Below are 24,449 nucleotides of genomic sequence, written 5' to 3' on the forward strand. Positions count from 1 at the left end.
GCCACCGGACTCAGGAACGCCCCGGCTGCAGAGCCGGGGCGTTTTTTGTCAGTCGTTGTATTTGAAGAACCCCAGCGAATTGCCGTCCGGGTCAGTGGCATAGAAGAACCGCCCCGGCGGGATGGCGATGGTTTCCGACACCACCTTGCCGCCCGCATCCGTCACCCGCTCCATCACGTCCTCCAGCGCGCCCTCAGCCGTCAGGTGCAGCGTCGGCCCGCGGCCGTCGCCTGCGGGTCTGCCGGGATAGAGATGCAGCGCAACACCGGATGCCTCATCTGTGGTCTTGAACATCGCAATGGGGTTGGGTCCGCTGGTGTCAATGCTCAGGTCCGCGCCGGTGACCTTGGAATAAAACGTCACTGCCGCGTCCAGATCGCTTACGGGCAGCTCGCCCCAGACCAGGAAATCCTTGGGAGTAAAGGCCATGTCAAATCCTCCATGTTTGCCTGGGGGCAAGGTCTCATGCCCTGATGACAGTTTCCGGCATCAGCCTTGCCGCTTGACCGGACCGCCGTCGCTGCGCTACGACCCTTGCGTCCTGTCCGGCCTTTTGCGCCTTGCAGGGCTGCCTGCGATCCCTCAATCCTTGTGCGGGAGCGCGGCTCGGCTGGAAGACCTGCCATGTTCGGGGAGATCCCTGGCATGTGCCGGCCTTCCCATCGGACCGCAGCGATTGAGGAGAGATTTGCAATGACTGCATTGGATATTGAATTCGTCCGGGCCCAGTTTCCGGCCTTTGCCGAACCCGGTCTGGACGGCCAGGCGTTTTTTGAAAACGCGGGCGGCTCCTATACCTGCCGGCAGGTGGTAGACCGGCTGGCCCGGTTTTACACCCAGCGCAAGGTGCAGCCCTATGCGCCCTATGAGGCATCCCGGCTGGCCGGGGAGGAGATGGACGAGGCCCGCACCCGCCTCGCGGCCCTCCTGGGCGTTGCCACGGATGAGCTGAGCTTCGGCCCCTCGACCACCCAGAACACCTATGTTCTGGCGCAGGCCTTCCGCAAGTTCATGAAACCGGGCGAGGCAATCATCGTCACCAACCAGGATCACGAGGCCAACAGCGGCCCCTGGCGGCGGCTCGCGGAGGAGGGGATCGAGGTCCGCGAATGGCAGATCGACCCGCAGACCGGCCATCTGGACACGGCCCGGCTGGAAGGTCTGCTGGACGAAAACGTCCGCCTCGTTTGCTTCCCGCATTGCTCCAACGTGGTGGGGGAGATCAACCCGGTGGCGGAGATCACCGCGATGGCGCACGCCGCGGGGGCTTTCGTCTGCGTCGATGGCGTCTCCTACGCACCGCACGGGCTGCCGAATGTGGATGAACTGGGCGCCGACATTTACCTGTTCTCCGCCTACAAGACCTACGGGCCGCACCAGGGCATCATGGTGATCCGCAGGGCGCTGGGCGAGCTGCTGCCGAACCAGGCGCATTATTTCAACGCGGATTGCCTCTACAAACGCTTCACTCCGGCGGGCCCGGATCACGCCCAGGTGGCCGCTTCGGCCGGCATGGCGGATTATGTCGAGGCGCTCGCCGCCCATCACGGCCACGCAGGCAGCGCGGCAGAGACAGGTGCCTTCGTTCATGACCTCATGCGCGCGCATGAGATCGCCCTGCTGCAACCGCTGCTGGACGCGGTGAAGGACCGCAACAATGTCTGCCTGCTGGGGCCGTCCAAGGCAGAGACCCGCGCGCCGACGGTGGCCTTGGCCCTCAACCGTGCTGCGGAACCGGTGGCGGCCCAGCTGGCAGAATTTGGCATCATGGCCGGCGGCGGCGATTTCTATGCCGTCCGCGCGCTGGAGGCGATGGGCATTGATCCGGCCGAAGGCGTGCTGCGTATCAGCTTCACCCACTACACGTCCAAAGCCGAGGTCGCGAAGCTGATCGAGGCGCTGGACCGGGTGCTGTAACGCGAACAGGACAAGGAAAACGACATGAGCAGCCGTGCCCCGGTGATCTGGTGGATCAGGCGGGACCTCCGCCTTTGCGATAACCCGGCCCTCACGGCTGCCGCCGAAAGCGGTGCTCCGGTCCTGCCTGTCTATATCCTGGACGAGCAGGACGAGGCGCTGGGCGCCGCGCCGAAATTCCGCCTCGGCCTGGGGCTGGAGCATTTCGGGCAGGAACTGGCCAAGGCCGGCTCCTGCCTGATCCTGCGCCGCGGCAAGGCGCTGGAGGTGCTGCAGGACCTGATCGAAGAAACCGGGGCAGGGGCCGTGCATTGGTCCCGCCTCTATGACCCCCAGGCCATCACACGCGACAGCGAAATCAAGCAGCAGCTGAAGGAGCAGGGCGTCGCGGTCAAATCCCACGGCGGCCGGCTGCTGTTCGAACCCTGGACGGTGGAGACCAAGGCGGGCGGCATGTACAAGGTTTACACCCCGTTCTGGAAGGCAGTGCGGAACCGCGGCGTCGACAGCTTGCTGCCCGCCCCGGGGAAAATCGCTGCACCGGACAGCTGGCCCGCCAGCGAGGATCTTGTCGATTGGCGCATGGGCGCCGCCATGCGCCGCGGGGCGGATGTGGTGGCCCGCTATTGCCGGGTGGGCGAAGCAGCAGCGCAGGCGCGGCTGGAGACATTTCTGGAGGACAGCGTTGACGCCTACAAGGCGCGCCGCGACTATCCGGCTGAGGATGCGACCTCAGGCCTGTCCGAAAACCTTGCCTGGGGCGAAATCAGCCCGCACCGGATGTGGCACCAGGGCAGCGCAGCGATGGAGCGCGGCAGCCAGGGCGCAGAACACTTTCTGAAGGAAATCGTCTGGCGCGAGTTCGCCTACCACCTGATGTACAATTCGCCCCACATCCTGACCGAAAGCTGGCGCGAGGAATGGCAGGAGTTCCCCTGGTCCCAGAAGATCACCCCGCAGGTGCAGGCCTGGCAGCGCGGGCAGACCGGTTTCGGTTTTGTCGATGCCGCCATGCGGGAGCTGTATGTGACCGGCAAGATGCACAACCGGGCCCGGATGATCGTCGCAAGTTTCCTCACCAAGCATCTGATGACGCACTGGAAAATCGGGATGGACTGGTTCGCGGACACGCTTGTGGACTGGGATCCGGCCTCCAACGCCCTGGGCTGGCAATGGGTGGCGGGCTCCGGCCCTGACGCGGCTCCCTTCTTCCGCGTCTTCAATCCCAGCGGCCAGCTGGAGAAATTCGACCCCGAAGGCGCGTACACCAGCCGCTGGATCGCCGAAGGCCAGGACACGCCGCCGCGGACCGCGCTGGACTTCTTCGATGCCGCGCCGCTGTCTTGGGATCTGTCCGCCGGCATGGCGCCTGCGGAGCCGGTTGTCAGCCTGCAGGCAGGCCGGGACCGTGCGCTCACGGCCTATCACGAAGCCCGCGGAGAGCGCTAACGCACAGTTTTCTTGCCAGAAAGCCCCCTGCGGCCTAGCTTTTCCCTGTAGCACTTCCGTTTTGCGTACAGGGGGAGGCCTATGAAGCTGACGTCGGTTGAGGGTCAGGAAAACCTGCCGCGCTACTTCGCAGCGGTGTTTTCCAGGATCAAGGCAATGGAGGTCGGGCAGCTGGATATCCATCTGCCGGACGGGCGCGTTTTTTCGGCCCAGGGGCGCAACCCCGGCCCGGTTGCCGATCTGCACATCCACAACCCCGATTGCTTTGCCCGGCTGATCCGCGAGGGCGACCTGGGGTTTTCCGATGCCTATCTGGAAGGCTGGTGGAGCACGACCGACCTGCAGGCCTTTATGGATCTGGTGCATATGGGGGCGAACACCGTCTATGACGGCTTTCCGGGCCGCGGCCTGGCCCGCGCTTACGAGCGCTTCCGCTTCTGGCTGCACCGCAACCACCGGCGCCAGGCGAAAAAGAACATCTCCTACCACTACGATCTGGGCAATGAGTTCTACGGATTGTGGCTGGACGACACGATGACCTATTCCAGCGCCCTGTTCCAAAGCGGCCAGGACAGCCTGGAAAAGGCGCAGACCGCCAAATACGCCTCGATGGTTGACCAGATGGGGGTCAAACCCGGCGACCACGTGCTGGAGATCGGCTGCGGCTGGGGCGGTTTTGCCGAATATGCCGCCGGTCAGCGCGGGCTGCGGGTGACGGGCCTGACAATCAGTAAGGAACAGTTAAGGTTTGCCCGCGAGAGGCTTGAAAAAGCAGGGCTTTCGGATCGGGTGGAGCTGCGGTTGCAGGACTACCGCGACTGCCGCGGCCAGTTTGACGGCATCGCCTCGATCGAGATGTTCGAGGCGGTGGGCGAGAAATACTGGCCCGCCTATTTCAGCACCATCCGCGACCGGCTGAAACCCGGCGGCCAGGCCACCTTGCAGATCATCACCGTCGCCGACCGGCGCTGGGAGGTTTACCGCAAGGGCGTCGACTTCATCCAGAAGCACATCTTTCCGGGCGGTATGCTGCCCTCCCCGAAGGTGCTGCGCGAACAGGTGGAAAAGGCGGGCCTCGGCGTCGTGCGCTCCATTGAATTCGGCGACAGCTACAACCAGACCCTGCGGCGCTGGCATGACACGTTCAATGCCCGCTGGGACCAGATTTCCAGCATGGGCTTTGACGAGCGCTTTCACAAGATGTGGAACTTTTACCTCACCTCCTGCGCGGCGGCCTTTAAGACTGGAAATTGCGACGTGACGCAGATTACAGTTGCGCATCGCTGAGTGACCTGCCGCACGGATTTTGACAAGACATGCCCACCGGAGCCCGACTGACCGCCGCTATCTGCCTGGGCTTGGTGGCGTTTTTTGTGTCCTTTCTTGTGATGCCGCTGATGCCCGAGGGCACGGATTTCGGCTATTTCGTGCATGTGAATGTGGCGCTGGGGCTGCTGTGCGGCTGGATCTTCATGGGCAGGCGGGCAGGCCGCGGCCTGGTGCCTGCCATCAACAACGGCATCACCGGCATGGCGGTGATGGTGCTGTGGGCGCTGTTCATCCAGGGCGCCTGGGAGATGTTCCGGCTTGCCATGCGGCACCGCTATGACGGCCCGTTTGAGGCGCTGTCGGCGATCTTTGTCATTGCGCTGGACTATTTCTTTGTTATCGCTGTGCCGTCCGTTCTGGTGCCGCTGGCCGTGGGCGGTGTGCTGGCCGGGCTTGCGACCGAAAACGCCTCCCGCCGCTGGCGCTGATAGACTTTCCTTAACAACAGGTTACCGACCGTGGCTAATCTCTTTTTCTTTGGTACGTTGCGCCATCTTCCTTTGCTTGAACGGGTTCTGGGCCGCGGCGGCGCTGCGCTCAACGCGCAGGCAGCGGACCTGCCCGGGCATGGGGTCTACCAAGTCGCGGGGCAGCCGTTTCCGGCGATCGAGGAACGGGCGGATGCGACCGCCGCCGGCATTCTGGTTCAGGGCCTTTCATCCACCGATCTGGATGCGCTCAACTTCTACGAGGGCGGCTTTGGCTACGCGCTGAAACCGGTCACCGTTCATCTGGAGGACGGCAGCACCGCTCCGGCTGAGGTCTATTTCCCCGAACCCGGCCTGTGGCAGACGGCGGAGCCTTGGGACCTTGCCGCCTGGGTGGAGGAGTGGGGGGCGCTGTCCTTGCGCGCCGCCGAAGAGGTGATGGCCTACCATGGCCGCATGAGCGCAGAGGAGGTGGCCCGCTGCTTCCCCTCGGTGCGGCGCCGCGCGGCGGCCTGGCTGGCCGCGCAGGCCCGCCCCGGCGGCCCGGACCGGGATCTCTCCAAAGACGTGATCGTCCACAGCCACACCCGCGCCTGGCTGAATTTCTTCGCGATGGAGGAGATGGAACTTCAATTCCGCCGCTATGACGGCAGCATGAGCCCGGTGATGCACCGCTCTGCTGCGATGGCGGGCCATGCGGCGGTGGTTCTGCCCTATGACCCGGTCCGCGATCAGGTGCTGCTGGTGGAGCAATTCCGCGCACCCCCTTTCATCATGGGCGAAGCCCGCCCCTGGATGTGGGAGCCGGTGGCGGGTGTGATCGACCCGGGCGAAACACCCGAGGAGACTGCAATCCGCGAAGCGCAGGAGGAGGCAGGCGTCACTGTTGAGCGGCTGGAGCCTGTGGCGCAGGTCTATCCCTCAAGCGGCGCGCTGGCGGAGTTTATTCACGTTTTCATCGGCATAGCGGACCTTTCTGATCTCAATGGCGGCGGCGGCGTTGCAGGCGAGGGGGAGGACATCCGCAGCAAGATCCTCAGCTATGACGAGCTGATGCTGGGGGTGGATGACCAGATCTATCAGGACATGCCGCTGGTGACCGCGGCGCTGTGGCTGTCACGCCACCGTGACAGGCTGCGGAACGCGCGCTCCTGAGCCGCTTCGCGCCTTGTGAACGCCGGGGCGCTTGGTTACATCTTGGGGAACAGATCGAAAGGGATACCATGCGCATTGCACGTGATCTGGCTGATGCCATCGGCCACACACCTCTTATCCGCCTGAACCGCGTCAGCGAAGAGACCGGCTGCGAGATCCTGGGCAAAGCGGAATTCATGAATCCGGGCCAGTCGGTCAAGGACCGCGCGGCGCTCTATATCATCAAGGATGCAGTGGCCCGCGGCGAGCTGAAGCCGGGCGGCACCATTGTCGAGGGCACCGCCGGCAACACCGGCATCGGCCTGGCGCTGGTCGGTGCGTCGATGGGTTTCAAGACGGTGATCGTGATCCCGGAAACCCAGTCTGAAGAGAAGAAAGACATGCTGCGCCTGGCTGGCGCTCAGCTGGTCCAGGTGCCTGCAGCGCCTTACAAAAACCCCAACAACTATGTGCGCTATTCCCAGCGCCTGGCAGAAAAACTGGCCCAGACAGAGCCGAACGGCGCGATCTGGGCCAACCAGTTCGACAATGTGGCGAACCGCCAGGCCCATGTGGAAACCACCGGCCCGGAAATCTGGGAGCAGACCGGCGGCAAGGTCGACGGCTTTGTCTGCGCTGTCGGCTCCGGCGGCACTCTGGCGGGCGTGGCCGAAGCCCTGCAGCCCAAGGGCGTGAAGGTCGGCCTGGCCGATCCGATGGGCGCGGCGCTTTATTCCTATTACACCACCGGCGAGCTGGCGTCCGAGGGCAGCTCGATCACCGAGGGCATCGGCCAGGGCCGGATCACCAAGAACCTGGAAGGCTTCACGCCGGATTACAGCTACCAGGTGCCGGACAGCGAGGCGCTGCCGTATGTCTTCGACCTGCTGCATGAGGAAGGCCTGGTGCTGGGCGGCTCCTCCGGCATCAACATCGCAGGCGCTGTGCGAATGGCCAAGGACATGGGCCCGGGCAAGACCATCGTCACCGTTCTGTGCGACTATGGCACCCGCTACCAGTCCAAACTTTTCAACCCGGATTTCCTGCGGGAGAAAGACCTGCCGGTGCCGGAGTGGATGACCCATACGCCCGCCTCCATTCCCGGCGTTTTTGAGGACGTATGACAGCTTTCATAACCGCTTTGCGGACTGTTTTGCTGGGGCTGGCCTTCGCGGCCGGCCTCGCTATGCCTGGCCTGGCGCAGCTGAACGCTGAATCCCGGGCTGTGTATCAGGAGTGGCTGAAGACCGCCAACCGCGCGGAGGAGGTCATTGACGCCAGGCGGGCCTCAAGCGCCGCGCTGGAAACACTGCGCAAGCAGCTGGCAGGCTACCGTCAGAACTTCCTGGACGCGCGCACCGAAAACGGCGACCGCCTCGAGACGCTGGAGGGCCAGCTTGCCGCCCTGGGCGAGCCGCCTGCCGAAGGCGAGAGCGAGCCGGAGGACATTGCCCGGCTGCGCAGCTCGCTGGAGCAGCAGCTGAAAGACCTGAAGGTCCCGCGCATCGTGGCGGAAGAGGCCTTCAGCCGCGCCAACGGCCTGATTTCCGAAATCGACACGATCATCCGCGAGCGCCGCACCCGCAAGCTGCTGGAGCGCGGCCCGTCGCCGCTGAACCCCGAGAACTGGCCGGGCGCGTGGCGCTCCCTGTCGCGGTCTGCCGGCTCCCTCTTGCATGAAACGGCCACCCGTATCGGCAGCGCCACCACCGCCGAGCGGATTCAGAACAGCCTGCCTGCCTTGCTTCTGCTGCTGGTGATTTCAGCGCTGCTGCTGCTGCGCGGCCGGCACTGGGCCCATGCGGCGGGCGATTACCTGCGCCAGTTTGGCAGCAGCGGCCGCGGGGTCTGGGGCTTTGTGGTCTCGCTGCTTGAGGTGATCGTGCCATTCGTCGGCATCCTCCTGCTGGTGGCGGCCATTGATCTGTCCGGCATTCTCGGGTTCCGCGGCGCGGTGCTTCTGGATCACATCCCCGGCTGGGCGCTGCTGATCCTGTCCTTCCACTGGCTGGGCAATCAGCTTTTCTCCGGCCGGATCGAAAACGACCTGGTGCCGGTGCAGGAGGGGCGCCTGAACGAAACCCGGCTGATGGTCGATATCCTGGCGGTGATCCTGGTTCTGCAGGATGCGCTGAGCCTGATGGAAAACATCGACAACATCCCGGCAGAAGCCCATGCGGTCGCCAGCTTCCCGCTGATCATGGGCGCAGCACTGGTTCTGCTGCGGCTGCACCGGATCGGCGCCAAGCGCCGCCAGCAGCAAAGCGAGGACGACACCGACGAGGACGGCGCGATTGCTGCCGGTGCCAACCGGGTCATGACGCTGGTGCGCCGCGCCACCTACCTTCTGGGGTTCGCGTCGCCGGTCCTGGCTGCCTTCGGCTATGTCAACGCGGCAGAGGCGCTGATATACCCGGCGGTTTCCACCCTGGCGCTGCTGGCCGCCCTGCTGGTGCTGCAACGCTTCCTGGGCGACGTCTACGGCTGGCTGTCCGGCAAGGGTTCCGAGGCGCGGGATTCGCTGTTTGCCGTGCTGATCGGTTTTCTGCTGGTCACACTGGCGCTGCCGCTGCTGGCGCTGATCTGGGGCGCACGGGTCGCTGACCTGACAGAGCTGTGGTCGCGGTTCCTTGAGGGCTTTCAGATCGGCGGCACCCGGATTTCGCCCACCGCCTTTCTGACGTTCGCCATCGTTTTCGCCATCGGTTACGCCCTGACCCGGCTGGTGCAGGGGTCTTTGCGCAACTCGCTTCTGCCCAAGACCAAGATCGACCCGGGCGGCCAGAATGCGATCACCTCCGGGCTTGGCTATGTCGGCATCTTCCTGGCTGCGGTGGTGGCGATCTCCATGGCGGGCCTCGACCTGTCCTCGCTCGCCATCGTCGCTGGTGCGCTGTCTGTGGGTATCGGCTTCGGCTTGCAGACCATCGTGTCGAACTTCGTCTCCGGCATCATCCTGCTGATCGAACGGCCCGTCTCCAAGGGCGACTGGATCGAGGTCGGCGGGCTGATGGGCTATGTCCGCGATATCTCGGTGCGCTCCACCCGGATCGAGACCTTCGACCGCACCGACGTGATCGTGCCGAACTCGGACCTGATTTCGGGCACCGTCACCAACTACACCCGCGGCAACACCGTGGGCCGGGTGATCGTGCCGGTGGGCGTCGCCTATGGCACCGACCCGCGCAAGGTGGAGGCGATCCTGAGCGATATTGCCAAGGGCCATCCGATGGTGCTGCTGAACCCGGCGCCCACGGTGGTGTTCCAGGGGTTCGGCGCCGATTCCCTCAATTTCGAAATCCGCGCCATCCTGCGCGACGTGAATTGGGTTCTCTCGGTGAAGTCCGACTTGAACTATGAAATCGCCAGGCGCTTCCAGGAAGAAGGGGTCGAAATCCCCTTCGTGCAGCGCGACATCTGGATCCGCAATCCTGAAGCGCTGGCGCAGGCCCAGTCCCAGGCTGCAAGCCCTGCCGAAGCGCCCGCATCCGCCACCGCGGCCGCACCGCCAAAGCCGGATCTGGACGATCTGCAGCACGATTCCGACAACGATGCTGAAGGAGAGTCAGATGCCGACAAGTGAGCTTTTGCACCGCAAGGACGCCTATGCCCGGATGGCCGAGGCCGAGGTTCTGGCGCAAACGGATCAGGGCGGAATCATCCTCGACCGCACATTGTTTTACGCCACCGGCGGCGGCCAGCCCGGCGACAGCGGCAAGCTGCTGTGGGCGGAGGGGCAATGCAGCATCGCCACCACCACCAAGGGCGAGGACGGCGCCGTCGTGCTGGTGCCGGCGGAGGGCTCGGCCCTGCCTCCCGTTGGTGCCACGGTGACCCAGGTGCTCGACTGGGACCGCCGCTACGGCCATATGCGGGTGCATACCGCGCTGCATCTGCTGTCAGTGGTGGTCCCCTTGGAAGTCACCGGCGGTTCGATCAGCGACGGCAAGGGGCGGCTCGACTTCAACATGCCCGAGGCACCGGAGGACAAGCAGGCGCTGCAGGATCAGCTGCAGGCGCTTATCGACCGCGATCTGGAGGTGACTGAGGACTGGATCACCGACGCTGAACTGGACGCCAATCCGCAGCTTGTGAAGACCATGTCGGTCGCGCCGCCGCGCGGGGCAGGGCAGGTGCGTCTGGTGCGGATCGGTACCGAGGAAGAGCAGATCGACCTCCAGCCCTGCGGCGGCACCCACGTCAGGCGCACCGGCGAGATCGGAAAAATCCGCTTGGGCAAGGTAGAGAAAAAAGGCAAGCAGAACCGCCGCGTCTACTTGCATCTGGAGGCCTGAAAAAGATTGGGGGGAAGGCGCATTTTTTGCCATTTCGGCTCTTGCAATTCCCCTGCCAATCCTTCAAAAGCCCCCTCAACGGAGAGGTGGCCGAGTGGTCGAAGGCGCACGCCTGGAAAGTGTGTAGGCGGGAAACCGTCTCCAGGGTTCGAATCCCTGTCTCTCCGCCATAACCCCAGCAGAATGGTACGTTTACGCCGCCGCAAGTGATGCCAGCGCAACTTCTGTGCGCCGGTTGCTGCGGTCTGTTCGAACCGGGTCCGGCGGCCGGATCAGTTGGGCCGGACCGCCACCAGAACGACACCCAGTTCCTGTTCCAGCTTCTGCAGCTTCTTTAGCTGGTCTTCCGGCAGCGCAGCGGTATCCGCCTCGACCTCGGCCAGCGCAACGACAGGGCTGCCGATATCCTTTTCAAGATCCTGGATCGCGTGGAGCTTCTCCGCTTCGAGCGTCGCGAGGGGGTAGAGCATTGTGATCTCCTGTCTGTTGATGGGAGGGAGTATAGCCTGTTTTTACGCGCGAGGGGCTTTTGATTGCAGGCCGCTCCCGGCGCGGGCACCCGGCTGGCTGGCCGTCAAATGCCCCGGGGTTGAGTAAAGTCTTCAGCGTTATCTGCTTTCGGGTCAGGCGGCGCTGACCTTCCGGATAGGCGCTTTGATTCGAAAGGCCAGGCGGGCCGAACCGGCCTGTTGTGGAAACAAAATCGGCCGTTATTGGGGATTTAAACCAAATCCCGCGCTAATCCCCGCAGGGTGCAGGGCGGCCACGGCGGGGTCGGGCTACATCCAGCGCCTTGGCTGGAGTTTCGAAAGGGGAAACAAATACCGCTCAACGCCGGGTGCCGCATCCGGAACATTGCCTATATCGGCAGGTCCTGGCGCCCCTTGCACGCAGAAGTGGAAACAATGCAGGCGGAGACCGTGCTGCTGCCGGTCAGCCGCCGCGCTCCATGCGAGGAATTTTAGGTAATTTTTCGGCTTTGAGGGCCGGGGTTCCCAAAGTATGCATGGATTAGCCCATTGGGGGGCGAGTTCTGCGAGCTGCTGGACCGTGGCGGACGGCTGACTATTGAAGCAAGTCCCGGTGCCGTTTTTCAGGGCACACCACTGATCAGAAGGCTGATGCTATCCGCTTGCGCGCTGTTCGGGCGCGCAAACCGGCGCGTGCGCGCGCTGGCTCGCTGCCCGCGTGGGCTGGTGGTTTGACTGCGGCAGTCCGCATGGCTGTCCGGCGGGCCCGGCAGTTGGGGTTTTCGCCTGACCGGTGAGGAGAGGGTAATGACAGTGATCGACGAGCAGCCGAACCCGGCCCGGGACGGGATCGTAGAGGGCACCACGGGCGATGACCTGATCGACGCGGCCTACACCGGCGATCCGGACGGCGACAGGGTCGACAACGCCGACGCCATCGGCCCGGCAGCCGGGCCGGAGGATGACGTTATCCTTGGCGGCGCCGGGAACGACAGTATCTATGCCGGTGCAGGCGATGACACCGCCGAAGGCGGCAGCGGGGACGACCTGATCCTCGGCGATGGCGTGTCGGGCGCGGCCACAGCGGTCACTATCACGATCGGCGGCACCACTGCGGGCATCACAAACCAGCTGTTCGCCTACACCATCGACCCGCATACAGGTGAGATCAGCAACGTGGTGGTGCTGAGCGAAAACGCCAACGGCAGCGTTGGCAGCAGCTTCACCTATGATGCGCCCGAAGGCGCCATTGTCGGGGTCGGCATCTCCAACGACAAGGGAACGTATTACTCCTCCGGTTACGGCAGCAACACGGACCTGAATTCCGACGGGCTGATCCACACCCAGGGCTTCGGGCAGAACCCCGATGGCTCCGTGCAGATCGGTTTCGAGGATCTGCCCGGCCTCGGCGATCAGGATTTCACGGACATCACGCTGACTGTCGATCTGGGCACCTCGGGCACCGCCTTCGACAACGCGCATTATGACTACGCTTCCGCCCCGCAGGACCCGGTTGTGCCGGGCGACGACAGCCTGAGCGGCGGCGAGGGCGACGACACCATCCTGGGCGGCGGCGGCGATGACACGATCGAGGGCGGCCACGGGGCGGACATTCTGTCCGGCGGGGACGGCCGCGACACCTTCCTCGGCGGCACAGCCGGCGACGTGGTGGACGGCGGTTCGGGCGGCGACGATTTCGATACCCTGGACCTGAGGGGCTCTGGCCGGTTTGAGCTGACCGGGGTGACCCAGGATGCGGATGGCAACAGCGTCTCGGGCACCGTGAACTTCCTCGATGGCGACGGCGCGGTGACCGGCTCCATGACCTTTGGCGAGATCGAGCAGATCATTCCCTGCTTCACGCCGGGCACTCTGATTGCCACTCCGCTGGGCGAACGCCGGGTCGAGGACCTGCAAGCGGGCGACCGGGTGATCACCCGCGACAACGGCATTCAGGCGATCCGCTGGATTGGCGCACGCACGCTGGAAGGCTGCGATCTGGCCCGTGCCTCGCATCTGCAGCCGGTGCGGATCTGCCAGGGCGCCATGGGTAAAGGCCTGCCGGAACGCGACATGATGGTCAGCCCCAACCACCGGGTGCTGGTCGCCAATGACAAGACGGCGCTGTATTTCGAGGACCGCGAAGTTCTGGTGGCGGCCAAGCATCTGACCGGCCTGGCGGGTGTCGACCGGATGGAGGTGTCCAGGGTCACCTATATCCACTTCATGTTCGATCAGCATGAAGTGGTGCTGTCCAATGGGGCCTGGACCGAAAGCTTCCAGCCTGGCGACCAGTCCCTGCGCGGTCTGGACAATGCCCAGCGCAACGAGTTGTTTGAGCTGTTTCCGGAGCTGAAATCGGAACAGGGCCGCACCGCCTATACATCGGCGCGCCGGTCCTTGCGCAAACACGAGGCGCATCTGCTTGTGCACTGACAGGTGCAGCTGCCGTTTTGGGGGAAACGGTGGACAAGAGCGAGGCGCAGGAAGGCAGGGCCTTGTGCCCTGTCTTCTCTGCTTTTGCGGGGTGTTTCAGCGGTGGCGGCGGCGCCAGGCGGCCCAGTCTTCGGGCGTGTCCAGATCGGTCAGCGCGTGGCGGCCGGGCAGGGGCACAGTCTGGACTTTTTCAGACTTCAGGATGCTGCGCGCGCCCTGATCGCCGCTGAGGGCCTGCAAGGCATCAAAACAGCGGCGCGGGAACAGCACCGGATGGCCCGGGGTTCCGTCCTCGGCGGTGGCGCGCAGGATGGGGCCGCTGCCGCCGCCGAACAGTGCCGCCAGATGCAGCATGTCTTGGGTTTCAACCTCCGGCATGTCGGCAGGCAGGATCATCACGCCTGCGCAGCCTTCGGGCAGTGCGGCCACGCCGCGGCGGATCGAGTCGGCCATGCCTTCGGCCGCGTCCGCGACCGCAACGGGCGCCGACGTGCCGATGGCGGCGGCGCGGGGATGGGTGAGGCCGGGCAGGGTCACATAGACCGGCAGTCCGGTCAGCGCGGCGCGGCGGCACATCAGCGACAGGAGGGGCTGGCCGTCCACCGTCTCCATCAGCTTGTCGCGGCCCTGCATCCGGGCGGAGGCGCCTGCAGCAAGCAGGAGGATGGCGATGGCGGTCATGAAATCCCGGTCCTTCGGTCTGGGGGCGAGGCCGGATGCCTCCGGCGGGGATATTTTTAGCCAGAAGAAGAGGCGGATCCAGAGGAAGACGCATAGGTCAGCAAGATTGACCGAATGTTTCGCGCGCGAAACATTCGGGTGTGGCCGCTGACCTATGTGTTGCGCGGGTTTCGCAGTGTCAGCGCGCGCTGGTGTGGCAACAGCGCGGATTCAGGTCAGGCGGGCTGACCTGAATCCGGTGCTTTCTGGCCTCAGCCGCGCATCCGGGCGCCGCCGGCGTCGAACAGCGGCTCGGTGATCAGGCGGGCCTTGTGCATCTTGCCGAGGATTTCGATTTCCACTTCCAGGTTTTCCCTGGCTGTCCCCGTGGGGACAAACCCCAGCGCGATGGATTTCTGTGCGTGGTGCGAATAGCCGCCGGAAGTGCAGAAGCCTATCACTGCGCCATCGAGCCAGATCGGTTCATAGGCGACCACATCGGCGTCGTCTGCCGCGACCTCAAAGGCGCAGAGCCGGCGGGCTGGCCGCGCGTCGCGTTCCGCCTCAGCAGCGGCGCGGCCTATGAAATCAACAGGCTTCTTGAAGGAGATGAAGCGGTCCAGTCCGGTTTCCGCCGCCGTGTAGTCGGGCGAGAACTCTCGCAGCCAGGAGCCGAAGAACTTGTCCAGGCGCAGGGACATCATGGCCCGCATGCCGAAGGGTTTCATGCCGTGGGGCTGACCAGCGGTCCAAAGGCTGTCCCACAGGGACCGCTGGCTGGGCAGGTCGCAGTAGATCTCATACCCCAGATCGCCGGTGTAGCTGACGCGCTGCACGATGCAGTCGGCCATGCCCACGGTCAGGCGGCGCACATCCATGAAACGCATGTCCGAGATGTCCTGACGGGTGCAGGCCTGCAGGACTTCCTTCGCGCGGGGGCCTGCGATCTGGAAGCCGTTGCGGGTGTCGGAGATGTTCTCCAGGCTGACGCCGTTGTCCAGGTTCTGCAGGAACCAGCGCATATGGTAGGCTTGGGAGCCATAAGAGGCGGTGAGCTGGAACTCTTCCTCGGAGAGGCAGGAGATGGTGAAGTCCCCGATCAAGCGGCCCTTGGGCGACAGCATCGGGGTCAGCGACAGGCGGCCCGGCTGCGGCACCCGGCCTGCCATGATGCGGTCGAGCCAGGCGCGGGCGCCTGCACCCTTGACCAGGTATTTGCCGAAGTTGTGGACCTCGTTGATGCCGACGGTTTCGCGCACGGCTTTGACTTCGCGCGCGGTGGCCTCAAAGGCGTTGGAGCGGCGGAAAGATGGCGTCTCGTACCGCGGCTCGTTCCCTTCGGCGAAGTAATTCGGGACCTCAAGTCCGTATTGCGCGCCCCAGACGGCACCCATGCGGTCGAAAATGTCGTACATCGGGGTGGTGCGGAACGGGCGGGCCGCGGGAAGTTCCTCGTTCGGGTAGGCGATGGAGAAGCGTTTCTGGTAGTTTTCGATGACTTTGGGGCGGGTGTAGCCCGGGGTGATCCAGTCGCCGAAGCGGGCGCAGTCCATCGCAAAGGTGTCGCGCTCGCATTCGCCTTCAACCATCCACTGGGCCAGCATCAACCCGACGCCGCCGCCCTGGGAGAAGCCGGCCATCACCGCGCAGGCGGACCAGTAATTGCGCATGCCGGGCACCGGGCCGACCAGCGGGTTGCCGTCGGGGGCAAAGGTGAAAGGGCCGTGGATCACAGATTTCACGCCCGCGGCCTCCAATGCCGGGAAGCGTTTGTAGGCGAATGCAATGGAATCCTCGATCTTGTCGAAGTCATCCGGCAGCAGCTCGTGGCCGAAGTCCCAGGGGGTGCCATCCACCGCCCAGGGCTTGCAGGGCTGTTCGTAGAAACCGATGCAAAGGCCGCGGCCCTCTTGCCTGAGGTAGCTTTCGCCAGCCGGGTCCATCACATGCGGGTGCTCGCCGCCTGCGTCGATGATCTCGGCGATCATCGGCACCTCGTCGGTGACGATGTACTGGTGTTCCATCGGGTGCAGCGGGAAGTAGACACCGGCCATGGCGCCGACCTCGCGCGCCCAGAGGCCGCCTGCGTTGACGACGTGTTCGGCGTGAATGGTGCCCTTGCTGGTCACCACGTCCCAGGTGCCGTCGGGACGCTGGTTGGTTTCGATCACCTTGCAATGGGTCTCGATCGTGGCGCCGCCCATCCGCGCGGCCTTGGCGTAGGCGTGGGTGGTTCCTGAGGGGTCGAGGTGGCCGTCGAGCGGATCGTAGAGCCCGCCGATGATGCCATCCACATTGGTGACGGGCGCGATCTTCCTGATTTCTTCTGGGGAGACGATCTCTGTCTCCAGTCCCATGAAACGGTGCTTGGCGCGCTCTGCCTTCAGCATGTCGAAGCGCTCCTGGGTTTCGGCCAGGGTGACGCCGCCGACGTGGTGGAGGCCGCAGGACATGCCAGTGATCTCTTCCAGCTCCTTATACAGCTTGATGGTGTAGCCCTGCAGCGCCGCCATATTGGTGTCGCCGTTCAGCGTATGAAAGCCGCCCGCCGCGTGCCAGGTGGAGCCGCTGGTCAGCTCCGAGCGTTCGATCAGCATGACGTCGGACCAGCCGAGTTTGGTCAGGTGGTACAGGACAGAGCAGCCGACGACGCCGCCGCCGATCACTGCCACGCGGGTGGTGGTTTTCATGTTGGCCTCCCTGATAGGCGTTTCCTGCATTCTGTACAGAAGTGAACAGTAGTCCAGAAGAAAAACCGCCCTCCGCAAAGCCGCAGACAGGGCGGGCGGCGGCAGCGCTATTCTGAGGTGCGGAAGCGGCTGTTCTGGATGACGAAAATCGCGGTGAGCGGCGCGGCCAGGAGGATCACGCCAACGGTGATCAGCAGCATGCCCAGCTGGGAATAGTCGGCGGGCGTGGTGACGGCGCCGGCCGAATCTGTCACCTCTCGCGTCACCACGAAGATCTGGTTCAGGTATTTTGTGCCCAGGCTGGAGGCGGAAAGCGCCAGATTGGTGAAGGAGGCCATGACCGCAAAGAAGGTGGCTTTCAGCCCCGACGGCGCGTTGCGGGCGATCCAGGCGAGCATCGGGATCATCGCGACCTGGCCCAGCGGGGATTCGACCGCGGTGTCGACAAGGGCGATGAAGCGGGCATCGACCACGCCGCCGGTCATCGCAGCGGTCCAGTGGTGGGCGCCGTAGTAGAGCGCGATGTTGGGCAGGCTGAGGACGGCCTCGGTGATCGCCAGAAATGCAACAATCCAGGCAATCGGGCGGCTGGCCATCATCGGGCGGAAGATCAGCATGCCTGCCAGCGTCAGCAGCGAGGTGATGAGGGACAGGAGCGACAGAAATTGCTGATCAAATCCCAGCACGTCGATCTCGAACCAGGTGGCGCCGGGGCCGCGCAGGGGTGTGGCGCGGTAGACGAAGATGATGATGGCGGTGCCGATCAGGGTGCGGGCCTGATCTATGGGCAGGACCGCCACGAGCTGGCGCATCAGAAACAGCACGATGGCCATGGAGCCGGTAAAGACGATTTCCTGCGAATAGGGAACCTCGCCCAGACCCACGGCCAGCGAGAGCGCGACAAAGGCGGCGCCGCCGATGAAATACCAGTAGTTGGGCGCAACCGGCTCACGCGGGAGTTCGATGCGGCTGCGGATCTCATGCTCCGCGACACCAGCCCGGCGCAGCCGCGCAGCCTTGCGCCACTTTTGCCAGATCGCCAGCGCCACACCGGACAGCGAGATCACCGGGATCAGCAGGGCGAGGGTGAAGACAAAGCCGTAAAGCGCGCCCTTCTCCGGCTGCGGCAGCGCGCCGGCACCGTCGAACAGGGCGACGTTCAGCGCGGCGGCGGCGCTGGAGCCGCCGATCAGCGCGATGCGCCCGAAGGTCTGCATGGTGGTGTGCAGGGATTTGGTCTCGGCCTCGGGCAGGGGAGTGCCGCGGGCATCGGTGTGGGGCACCGCCTCCACCGACATGGCGTCCGCCACCACGTCCTGCAGCACGAACCCGCAAGGGGCCAGCAGCGCGGCGGTGACATACCAGGCTCCCAGCGGCATCAGCGCGCCCAGCATCCGCGGCTCCAGCACCATCGCGGCCAGGATGGCGTAGCTTGCGGCCATCAGCCCGGCACCGGCAAGGATCAGCAGGTATTTCCAGCGCCAGATCAGGTCGACCAAATGCCCCAGCGGCATTTTCAGCGCCCAGGGCAGGCCCACCCAGAACGCCAGACCCGCCAGAAAGGCGGCGGAGAAGTCCAGGTATTCCTTGACGAAAAACGAAGCGGCGACGGTGGTGATGCCCTGCGCACCGTAAGCGAAATAGATCAGCAGCGGCGGCAGGAAGGACCAGCGGAGCTGCCGGAACAGCTCCAGCACAACCCTGTCAAAGCCATTCCAGGCCAGCGCCGCCGCACGCGTCACGGCTGCACCTGACAGATGCCGGGACGCATTCCAGGGATCATGACAGGGGCCGGATCCTGAGCCCTGTGACCCGGTTGCCCTCCCGCTCGGTCACCTCGAAGCGGAAGCCGTGGAAGGAGAACACCTGGCCCTTGGTGGGGATCATCTGCGCCTCGTGGATCACCAGGCCGGCAATGGTGTTGGCCTCGTCATCCGGCAGGTTCCATTCGGTGGCACGGTTCACGTCGCGAATGGTGGCGGCGCCGTCAACCAGGTAGGAACCGTCAGGCGTTTTCTTGACGATGCTCTCCTCGTGCGGGTCGAATTCGTCGGTGATCTCGCCGACGATCTCTTCCAGAATATCCTCCAGCGTGATCAGCCCCTGCAGGGCGCCGTATTCATCCACCACCAGCGCGAAGTGCGAGCGCATCCGCAGGAACTGGCGCATCTGCTCATCCAGTGTGGTGGTTTCCGGCACGAAATAGGGGGCCTTGGCGACCTCGGTGATGTCGAAGGATTTGAGCCGTCCGGTATCGCCGCCGGCGCCGCCTGCCTCTGTGTACATTGAGCGGAACAGATCCTTGGCATGGACCACGCCAATGATGTTTTCCTGCTCGCCGCGGAACACCGGCAGGCGGGTGTGCTGGCTTTGCAGGCACTGCTCCAGAATGGTTTCCGGCTCCGCATCCGCGTCGATCATCTCGATGTTGGAACGGTGCAGCATGATCTCCTCGACAAAGCGGTCGGAGAGATCGAGCGCGCCCAGAATCCGGTCGCGGTCCTCTTTTTCAACAACGCCTTCGGAATGGCCCAGGTGCAGGGCGCCGGCAATCTCTTCGCGCACCGCCATAATGTGGCTGTTCGGGTCGATCCGCACCCCGAAGATGCGCAGCACGCCGCGCACCAGCAGCCGGACGGTGCCGACCACTGGCGACAGCACGGTGACCAGAAAGCCGATCACCGGGGCGACGGCGGCGGCGGCCTTTTCGGAGTTGGAAATCGCGTAGGTCTTGGGCAGCACCTCGGCAAAGATCAGCACCAGAAGGGTCATCACCAAGGTCGCCAGCGCCACGCCGCTCTCTCCGAAGGCGCGGGTGAACAGCGCCGTGGCCAGCGAGGCCGCCAGGATGTTGACCAGGTTGTTGCCCAGCAGAACCGAGCCGATCAGCCGTTCGTTGTCCTCGGTAATTTTGAGCGCGCGCTGTGCGCCGCGTGAGCCCTTGTCGGCCTGGCTGCGCAGCTTCCCGCGCGAGGCGGCGGTCAGCGCAGTTTCCGAGCCCGAAAAGAAGCCGGAAAGCACAAGCAGCAGCACGATGGCCCCGGCAGTGGTCCAAAACGCGCTGTCGAGTACTGGGGTGGCGGTGTCCATAACAGGTCCAGAGATCCGATCGGTTGAATGTTCCCCGTAGTTATGGGGTCTTAGAGGCGGCGCTTCAAGTTCTGCGGGCGCCGTCAGCCGCGCTTGGCCAGCGGGTGATGCTCCAGCACCAGTTCCTGCAGCCGGGCGTCCAGCACATGGGTGTAGATCTCGGTGGTGGCAATGTCGGCGTGCCCGAGCAGCGCCTGGATGGCGCGCAGGTCAGCGCCATTGGCCAGCAAGTGGGTGGCAAACGCATGACGCAGGGTGTGCGGCGTGACCTTATCCGGCGAAAGGCCTCCGGTCACGGCCAGCTCCTTGATCAGCAGATAGAATCTGTGCCGGGTCAGGTGGCCGGATTTGCCGCGCGAGGGAAACAGGAACCGCGAGGCCGGATGGCCCTTCAGCTCGCGTTCGTCCTCCGCTGCGTCGCGCACCAGCAGCCATTGCGCCAGCGCCTCGCGGGCAGGGGGCGACAGCGGCACCATGCGCTCCTTGCCGCCTTTGCCCAGGATCAACAGCATCCGCGGGTCGCCGCGGGCGGCGGAGACCGGCAGCGAGACCAGCTCTGTCACCCGCATCCCGGTGGCGTAAAGCAGCTCCATCAGGCAGGTGTTGCGCAGCCGGTCGGCCTCGCTGCGGCCGGTCTGGCGGGCGGCGTCCAGCAGGCGGTCGACTTCGATCACCTCCAGCGTTTTCGGCAGCCTTTTTTCGCGTCCCGGCCCGCGGATCTGGATGGCGGGGTTGTCCTGCCGCCAGCCTTCTTCAAAGGCGAAACGGTAGATTTGCTTGACCGCCGACAGCCGCCGCGCCCGGGTGGAGCGGGCCAGGCCTTGCGCGTCGCAACTGATCAGATAGGCCTCGATATCGTCTTGGGAGGCGGTGCTGAAATCCAGCGAGCGGTGCTCAAGCCAGGCGGTCAGATCCTTGAGATCGCGGCCATAGGCCAGGAGCGTGTTCTGCGAGGCGCCGGTCTCTGCGGCCTGGGCGTCGAGAAAGGTGGAAATCCATTGGAAGTTCGCAGCGGGGGCAGGCATGTCACTGCCGCTCCAGCAGCATGAGCTGGAGCGAGGCGCGCCGGGCGGTGTCCTCCAGCCCGACAGCGCGGAAAGCGGCCAGCGCCGCGGTCAGATCGCCCAGGTTGCCGTCGGCGCCCTGCGCAAACAGCACCATGCTGCGCAGAATCGCCTCACCAAGCTGCCCGTTGTTCAGGAGCTGCCGGATCCTGTCCGGAACCGGCGGTTCGGCGGCAAATCCCAGTGCGATGGCTTCGGCCAGCGGCGACGGGGCCGGGGCATCGCCGGGGCGTCCGCGGGCGAGGGCTGCCAGAAACTGTTCCCGGGCCCCCGCGGCAGGGGTATCAACGGCAGCAAGCTCATAAAGCGGCGACAGCAGGCGGATACGCCAGGCCAGGGCCTCTTCCGCGCCGCTCAGCTCTGCCCGGGACAGCGGTTCGGCAAAGAGGTCGGCAAAGACGGTTTCGGTGCCCGCCTGCTGCATCGCCTCCCAGGCGCGCGGCAGGGAGGCGGCCAGCGCAGCAGCGTCGCCGGAAATCAGGTCGTGCTCCAGCTTTTGCACTGCGGCAACCCGGTCCCAGATGCCGCCCGACGCGGCCGGTATGCGGTCGCTGAACAGGCCGAGATACTGGTTGGGGTTCAGCGCACCGCCGCGGGCCAGCCGCTCGGCCGCCTCCAGCTGCGCCTTCCAGCCGGCAATGTCGCGCAGGTCCGCCGCGGCAAAGGCCGGCGGCAGCGGCGCCGTGGGCATCGGCTCGCCAATGGTTTCGAACAGGCGGAACGCCAGCGGGTCCGGTTGCGCGGGGTGGCTCAGCGGCGGCGCCATCTCGAACAGATCTGGGTTGAGGAACCGGTCCAGCAGATCCATCCGTTCCTTTGGCAGCAGCTCCAGCGCGTGGGCGGTCTCCAGCATCAGCGCGGCGGTCGGCCAGTCGCCGCGCCGTGCGGCGCAGAAGATCCTGGCGTCATAGCTGTCCGCCAGATGCGGCGCGGCGGCAAGCGCCTTGCAGGAGCCGTCCTCGCTGCCGGTCAGCAGCGTGGCGTTGAACCAGCGTGCAAAACGCTCCTTGCTGGCGGTGGGGCCTGCGTGCTCCGCCAGCGCCTGCGACGGGTCCGCAGCCCCCAGCGCCAGCAGCCGGTCGAGCCGGGCCAGCAGAATCCGGTCTTTGGATTCGGCGGGCGGGCGGCTTTCGGACAGCAGCAGCGTGAACAGCAGCGCCTGCATTGCCGCGCTGCCGCGCACCGGCACGGTTTCGATCAGCTGGGCGATATCATCCGCACTGCTGCCGCGCCACATGTCCGGCGGCAGACCAGTGGCGGCGGCCGGCACCAGCCCGATGGGCGGCTTGAGCGCCTCCAGCGGGGTGACAGACACCGGCGGCACCGTGGCGGTGCCCGAGACCGGCGGCTCCAGCAGCACGGTTCCGGGCAGCCCGCTGCGCGCCTGCGGCTGGTTCAGCCAGTCGATCGCTGCCAGGGGCTCATTGGCGAGGGCGCTGCCTGCCATCATGACCCCTGCGGCAGCCGCCTTAATCCGCATTCAGCACCACCGGCTTGCGCACCTCGGTGCTGGGCGCGCGGAAATCGGCGCCGAACCACGGCCCCACATAGGCGTAGCCAACCAGCCCGATCCCGGCGAGAAGTACCAAATAGACCAGATACTTAATCAATCGCCCCATAACGTGTCCAATGCCTGTTTCCTGCTCTTTTGACCAAGTTATATATTCCCTTTTGCGCAAGATCACGTCATTCACTGAAGAATGAGCGAAAAAGAGCAAAGCAGCGGCCAGAAGGCAGCAGGCCCGGCGCCTGGGAAACTGAAGAAAACCATCGTGATGGTGGGGATGATGGGAGCCGGCAAGACCGCTGTGGGGCGGGCGCTGGCGGCCCGGCTGAATGTGCCCTTTCTGGACAGCGACCACGAGATCGAGGCCGCTGCCAACATGACCATCCCGGAAATTTTCGCCCGCGACGGCGAGCCGTTTTTCCGCCAGAAGGAGCGGCAGGTGATTGCCCGCTTGCTGGCGGAGGAGCGCGGCGTGCTGTCGACCGGCGGCGGCGCCTTCCTGGCGCAGGAAAACCGCGAAGTGATCACCGCAAAGGGGGTTTCCGTCTGGCTTGATGCCGGCCTGGATGTGCTGTGGAACCGGGTCCGCCACCGCGACACCCGGCCGCTGCTGCGCACCGCCGACCCCTATGCGACGCTTCGGAACCTGTACGAGCAGCGGGTGCCGCTTTATGCCAAGGCCGACCTGACCGTTGCCTCCGACGGCCAGGCCGCGATCGAAACCATGGTTGACCGCGTGCTCGACGCCTTGAAGGCACGCCCCGACGTACTGGAGTTGAAATGATGGAACGCACGGTTCACGTGCCCCTGGGCGAGCGCGCCTATGACGTGGTGATCGGGCCCGGGCTGCTGGCGCAGGCGGGCGAGCGGATCAAGCCGCTGCTGAAGCGGCCGCAGGTGGCCGTTCTGACCGATGAAACCGTGGCTGAGAAGCATCTGGACGCCTTGCGTGCCGGGCTGGCGGCTGCCGGGGTGGAAATGACCGCTCTGGCGCTGCCGCCGGGCGAGGCGACCAAGGGCTGGCCGCAGTTCACCCGGTCGGTGGAGTGGCTTCTGGAGCAGAAGGTGGAGCGCGGCGACGTGGTTGTCGCTTTCGGCGGCGGGGTGATCGGCGACCTGGCGGGATTTGCCGCCGCCGTGCTGCGCCGCGGGGTGCGGTTTGTGCAGATCCCGACCTCGCTGCTGGCGCAGGTCGACAGTTCCGTGGGCGGCAAGACCGGCATCAACGCGCCGCAGGGCAAGAACCTGATCGGCGCCTTCCATCAGCCCTCGCTGGTGCTGGCCGACACCTCGGTTCTGGAAACGCTGACGGCGCGCGACTTCCTGTCCGGCTATGGCGAGGTTGTGAAATACGGCCTGCTTGGCGATGCCGAATTCTTTGCCTGGCTCGAGGACAACGGCCCGGCGCTGGCCGAAGGTGATGTGGCGGCGCGGGTCGAGGCGGTGGCGCGCTCGGTGCAGATGAAGGCGGATATCGTCGTGCGCGACGAGACCGAGCAGGGCGACCGGGCGCTGCTGAACCTCGGCCATACCTTCTGCCACGCGCTGGAGGCGGCGACCGGCTATTCGGACCGGCTGCTGCATGGCGAAGGCGTTGCCATCGGCTGCGCGCTGGCGTTTGAGCTGTCGGCGAAACTGGGTCTGTGCTCGCAGGAGGATCCAAGCCGGGTGCGGGCGCATCTGAAGGCGATGGGGATGAAGACCGATCTGTCCGATATCCCAGGCGATCTGCCGGGCGCCGAGGCGCTGCTGGAATTGATGGGGCAGGACAAGAAGGTTGTCGCGGGCCAGCTGCGCTTCATCCTGGCGCGCGGCATCGGCGAGGCCTTTGTGACCGGCGACGTGCCGCCGGACCAAGTGCTGTCTGTGCTGCGCAGCGCCGGAGCCTGACCGGCGGGGGCGGGCCGGCCGAGACAGACAACGCAAAAAGGGCAGCCGCAGCGGCTGCCCTTTTTGGGCTGTGGCAGCGGTGGCGCCCCG

The 24,449-nt window shown here is 65.2% G+C and carries 20 protein-coding genes and 1 tRNA gene; 12 read left to right on the forward strand and 9 right to left on the reverse strand.

Annotated features, from left to right (window positions below; all coding sequences use genetic code 11):
* Positions 1-48: 48 nt before the first annotated feature.
* The gene (locus DAEP_RS0104200; protein ID WP_027243787.1) at positions 49-429 is read right to left on the reverse strand and encodes a VOC family protein; all 381 of its coding nucleotides are present in this window, start codon (positions 427-429) and stop codon (positions 49-51) included.
* Positions 430-693: 264 nt separating this feature from the next.
* On the opposite strand from DAEP_RS0104200, the gene DAEP_RS0104205 reads away from it, so the two are divergent.
* From DAEP_RS0104205 to DAEP_RS0104245, 9 genes are all read left to right on the forward strand, one after another.
* Positions 694-1,917, forward strand: a complete 1,224-nt coding sequence (locus tag DAEP_RS0104205) for an aminotransferase class V-fold PLP-dependent enzyme (RefSeq protein WP_027243788.1) — start codon at positions 694-696, stop codon at positions 1,915-1,917.
* Between the two features lie 24 nt (positions 1,918-1,941).
* Complete coding sequence (locus DAEP_RS0104210; protein WP_027243789.1) at positions 1,942-3,366, forward strand: cryptochrome/photolyase family protein; 1,425 nt, start codon at positions 1,942-1,944, stop codon at positions 3,364-3,366.
* A gap of 81 nt (positions 3,367-3,447) precedes the next feature.
* A complete protein-coding gene (locus DAEP_RS0104215) occupies positions 3,448-4,653 on the forward strand; it encodes an SAM-dependent methyltransferase (RefSeq protein ID WP_027243790.1) in 1,206 nt (401 codons plus the stop codon).
* Positions 4,654-4,682: 29 nt separating this feature from the next.
* On the forward strand, positions 4,683-5,123 hold the full coding sequence (locus DAEP_RS0104220) for a TrgA family protein (RefSeq protein WP_027243791.1): 441 nt from the start codon (positions 4,683-4,685) through the stop codon (positions 5,121-5,123).
* Positions 5,124-5,153: 30 nt separating this feature from the next.
* Positions 5,154-6,278, forward strand: coding sequence for an NUDIX domain-containing protein (locus DAEP_RS0104225; protein WP_027243792.1), 1,125 nt, complete (start codon positions 5,154-5,156; stop codon positions 6,276-6,278).
* A gap of 68 nt (positions 6,279-6,346) precedes the next feature.
* A complete protein-coding gene (locus DAEP_RS0104230; protein ID WP_008555023.1) occupies positions 6,347-7,381 on the forward strand; it encodes a cysteine synthase A in 1,035 nt (344 codons plus the stop codon).
* Complete coding sequence (locus DAEP_RS0104235) at positions 7,378-9,840, forward strand: DUF3772 domain-containing protein (protein WP_051337313.1); 2,463 nt, start codon at positions 7,378-7,380, stop codon at positions 9,838-9,840. The genes DAEP_RS0104230 and DAEP_RS0104235 overlap by 4 nt, the downstream gene beginning before the upstream one ends.
* Positions 9,827-10,552, forward strand: coding sequence for an alanyl-tRNA editing protein (locus tag DAEP_RS0104240; protein WP_027243794.1), 726 nt, complete (start codon positions 9,827-9,829; stop codon positions 10,550-10,552). Before DAEP_RS0104235 ends, DAEP_RS0104240 begins: the two co-directional genes overlap by 14 nt.
* Positions 10,553-10,632: 80 nt before the next feature.
* A tRNA-Ser gene (locus DAEP_RS0104245) sits at positions 10,633-10,722 on the forward strand.
* Positions 10,723-10,824: 102 nt separating this feature from the next.
* Here DAEP_RS0104245 and DAEP_RS0104250 read toward each other — a convergent pair.
* On the reverse strand, positions 10,825-11,022 hold the full coding sequence (locus tag DAEP_RS0104250; protein WP_008557248.1) for a hypothetical protein: 198 nt from the start codon (positions 11,020-11,022) through the stop codon (positions 10,825-10,827).
* Positions 11,023-11,829: 807 nt separating this feature from the next.
* Here DAEP_RS0104250 and DAEP_RS0104255 point away from each other — a divergent pair.
* Complete coding sequence (locus tag DAEP_RS0104255; protein ID WP_036760437.1) at positions 11,830-13,458, forward strand: Hint domain-containing protein; 1,629 nt, start codon at positions 11,830-11,832, stop codon at positions 13,456-13,458.
* Positions 13,459-13,554: 96 nt separating this feature from the next.
* Here DAEP_RS0104255 and DAEP_RS0104260 read toward each other — a convergent pair whose 3' ends face one another.
* The 7 genes from DAEP_RS0104260 to DAEP_RS24190 form a co-directional block, all read right to left on the reverse strand.
* Entirely contained in the window at positions 13,555-14,139 is a 585-nt protein-coding gene (locus DAEP_RS0104260; protein WP_027243796.1) for a nucleotidyltransferase family protein, read from the reverse strand.
* A 251-nt stretch (positions 14,140-14,390) separates the two neighbouring features.
* Positions 14,391-16,808: a GcvT family protein gene (locus DAEP_RS0104265; RefSeq protein ID WP_027243797.1), complete on the reverse strand. Its 2,418-nt coding sequence runs from the start codon at positions 16,806-16,808 to the stop codon at positions 14,391-14,393.
* 107 nt (positions 16,809-16,915) lie between these two features.
* The gene (locus tag DAEP_RS0104270; RefSeq protein ID WP_027243798.1) at positions 16,916-18,550 is read right to left on the reverse strand and encodes an MFS transporter; all 1,635 of its coding nucleotides are present in this window, start codon (positions 18,548-18,550) and stop codon (positions 16,916-16,918) included.
* A gap of 37 nt (positions 18,551-18,587) precedes the next feature.
* A complete protein-coding gene (locus DAEP_RS0104275) occupies positions 18,588-19,898 on the reverse strand; it encodes an HlyC/CorC family transporter (RefSeq protein ID WP_008557395.1) in 1,311 nt (436 codons plus the stop codon).
* A gap of 83 nt (positions 19,899-19,981) precedes the next feature.
* Entirely contained in the window at positions 19,982-20,923 is a 942-nt protein-coding gene (locus DAEP_RS0104280) for a site-specific tyrosine recombinase XerD (protein ID WP_027243799.1), read from the reverse strand.
* Position 20,924: 1 nt separating this feature from the next.
* Positions 20,925-22,409, reverse strand: a complete 1,485-nt coding sequence (locus DAEP_RS0104285) for a hypothetical protein (protein ID WP_245595054.1) — start codon at positions 22,407-22,409, stop codon at positions 20,925-20,927.
* Between the two features lie 22 nt (positions 22,410-22,431).
* Positions 22,432-22,581, reverse strand: a complete 150-nt coding sequence (locus DAEP_RS24190) for a hypothetical protein (protein ID WP_008553546.1) — start codon at positions 22,579-22,581, stop codon at positions 22,432-22,434.
* Between the two features lie 81 nt (positions 22,582-22,662).
* On the opposite strand from DAEP_RS24190, the gene DAEP_RS0104295 reads away from it, so the two are divergent.
* Both DAEP_RS0104295 and aroB read left to right on the forward strand, forming a co-directional pair.
* Positions 22,663-23,253 (forward strand): shikimate kinase, encoded by a 591-nt coding sequence (locus tag DAEP_RS0104295; RefSeq protein ID WP_027243801.1) that lies wholly within the window; start codon positions 22,663-22,665, stop codon positions 23,251-23,253.
* The gene (aroB, locus tag DAEP_RS0104300) at positions 23,253-24,359 is read left to right on the forward strand and encodes a 3-dehydroquinate synthase (protein ID WP_027243802.1); all 1,107 of its coding nucleotides are present in this window, start codon (positions 23,253-23,255) and stop codon (positions 24,357-24,359) included. The genes DAEP_RS0104295 and aroB overlap by 1 nt, the downstream gene beginning before the upstream one ends.
* Positions 24,360-24,449 lie beyond the last annotated feature (90 nt).

It is taken from the genome of Leisingera daeponensis DSM 23529, from assembly GCF_000473145.1.
In the GTDB taxonomy this organism is placed as follows: Bacteria; Pseudomonadota; Alphaproteobacteria; order Rhodobacterales; family Rhodobacteraceae; genus Leisingera; species Leisingera daeponensis.

Coding starts and splice junctions, on each gene's coding strand:
- aroB (WP_027243802.1), top strand. CDS start 23,253: ATGGAACGCACGGTTCACGTGCCCCTGGGCGAGCGCGCCTATGACGTG.
- DAEP_RS0104210 (WP_027243789.1), top strand. CDS start 1,942: ATGAGCAGCCGTGCCCCGGTGATCTGGTGGATCAGGCGGGACCTCCGC.
- DAEP_RS0104285 (WP_245595054.1), bottom strand. CDS start 22,409: ATGGCAGGCAGCGCCCTCGCCAATGAGCCCCTGGCAGCGATCGACTGG.
- DAEP_RS0104295 (WP_027243801.1), top strand. CDS start 22,663: ATGAGCGAAAAAGAGCAAAGCAGCGGCCAGAAGGCAGCAGGCCCGGCG.
- DAEP_RS0104220 (WP_027243791.1), top strand. CDS start 4,683: ATGCCCACCGGAGCCCGACTGACCGCCGCTATCTGCCTGGGCTTGGTG.
- DAEP_RS0104205 (WP_027243788.1), top strand. CDS start 694: ATGACTGCATTGGATATTGAATTCGTCCGGGCCCAGTTTCCGGCCTTT.
- DAEP_RS0104240 (WP_027243794.1), top strand. CDS start 9,827: ATGCCGACAAGTGAGCTTTTGCACCGCAAGGACGCCTATGCCCGGATG.
- DAEP_RS0104260 (WP_027243796.1), bottom strand. CDS start 14,139: ATGACCGCCATCGCCATCCTCCTGCTTGCTGCAGGCGCCTCCGCCCGG.
- DAEP_RS0104275 (WP_008557395.1), bottom strand. CDS start 19,898: ATGGACACCGCCACCCCAGTACTCGACAGCGCGTTTTGGACCACTGCC.
- DAEP_RS0104255 (WP_036760437.1), top strand. CDS start 11,830: ATGACAGTGATCGACGAGCAGCCGAACCCGGCCCGGGACGGGATCGTA.
- DAEP_RS0104250 (WP_008557248.1), bottom strand. CDS start 11,022: ATGCTCTACCCCCTCGCGACGCTCGAAGCGGAGAAGCTCCACGCGATC.
- DAEP_RS0104230 (WP_008555023.1), top strand. CDS start 6,347: ATGCGCATTGCACGTGATCTGGCTGATGCCATCGGCCACACACCTCTT.
- DAEP_RS0104280 (WP_027243799.1), bottom strand. CDS start 20,923: ATGCCTGCCCCCGCTGCGAACTTCCAATGGATTTCCACCTTTCTCGAC.
- DAEP_RS0104200 (WP_027243787.1), bottom strand. CDS start 429: ATGGCCTTTACTCCCAAGGATTTCCTGGTCTGGGGCGAGCTGCCCGTA.
- DAEP_RS0104235 (WP_051337313.1), top strand. CDS start 7,378: ATGACAGCTTTCATAACCGCTTTGCGGACTGTTTTGCTGGGGCTGGCC.
- DAEP_RS24190 (WP_008553546.1), bottom strand. CDS start 22,581: ATGGGGCGATTGATTAAGTATCTGGTCTATTTGGTACTTCTCGCCGGG.
- DAEP_RS0104265 (WP_027243797.1), bottom strand. CDS start 16,808: ATGAAAACCACCACCCGCGTGGCAGTGATCGGCGGCGGCGTCGTCGGC.
- DAEP_RS0104215 (WP_027243790.1), top strand. CDS start 3,448: ATGAAGCTGACGTCGGTTGAGGGTCAGGAAAACCTGCCGCGCTACTTC.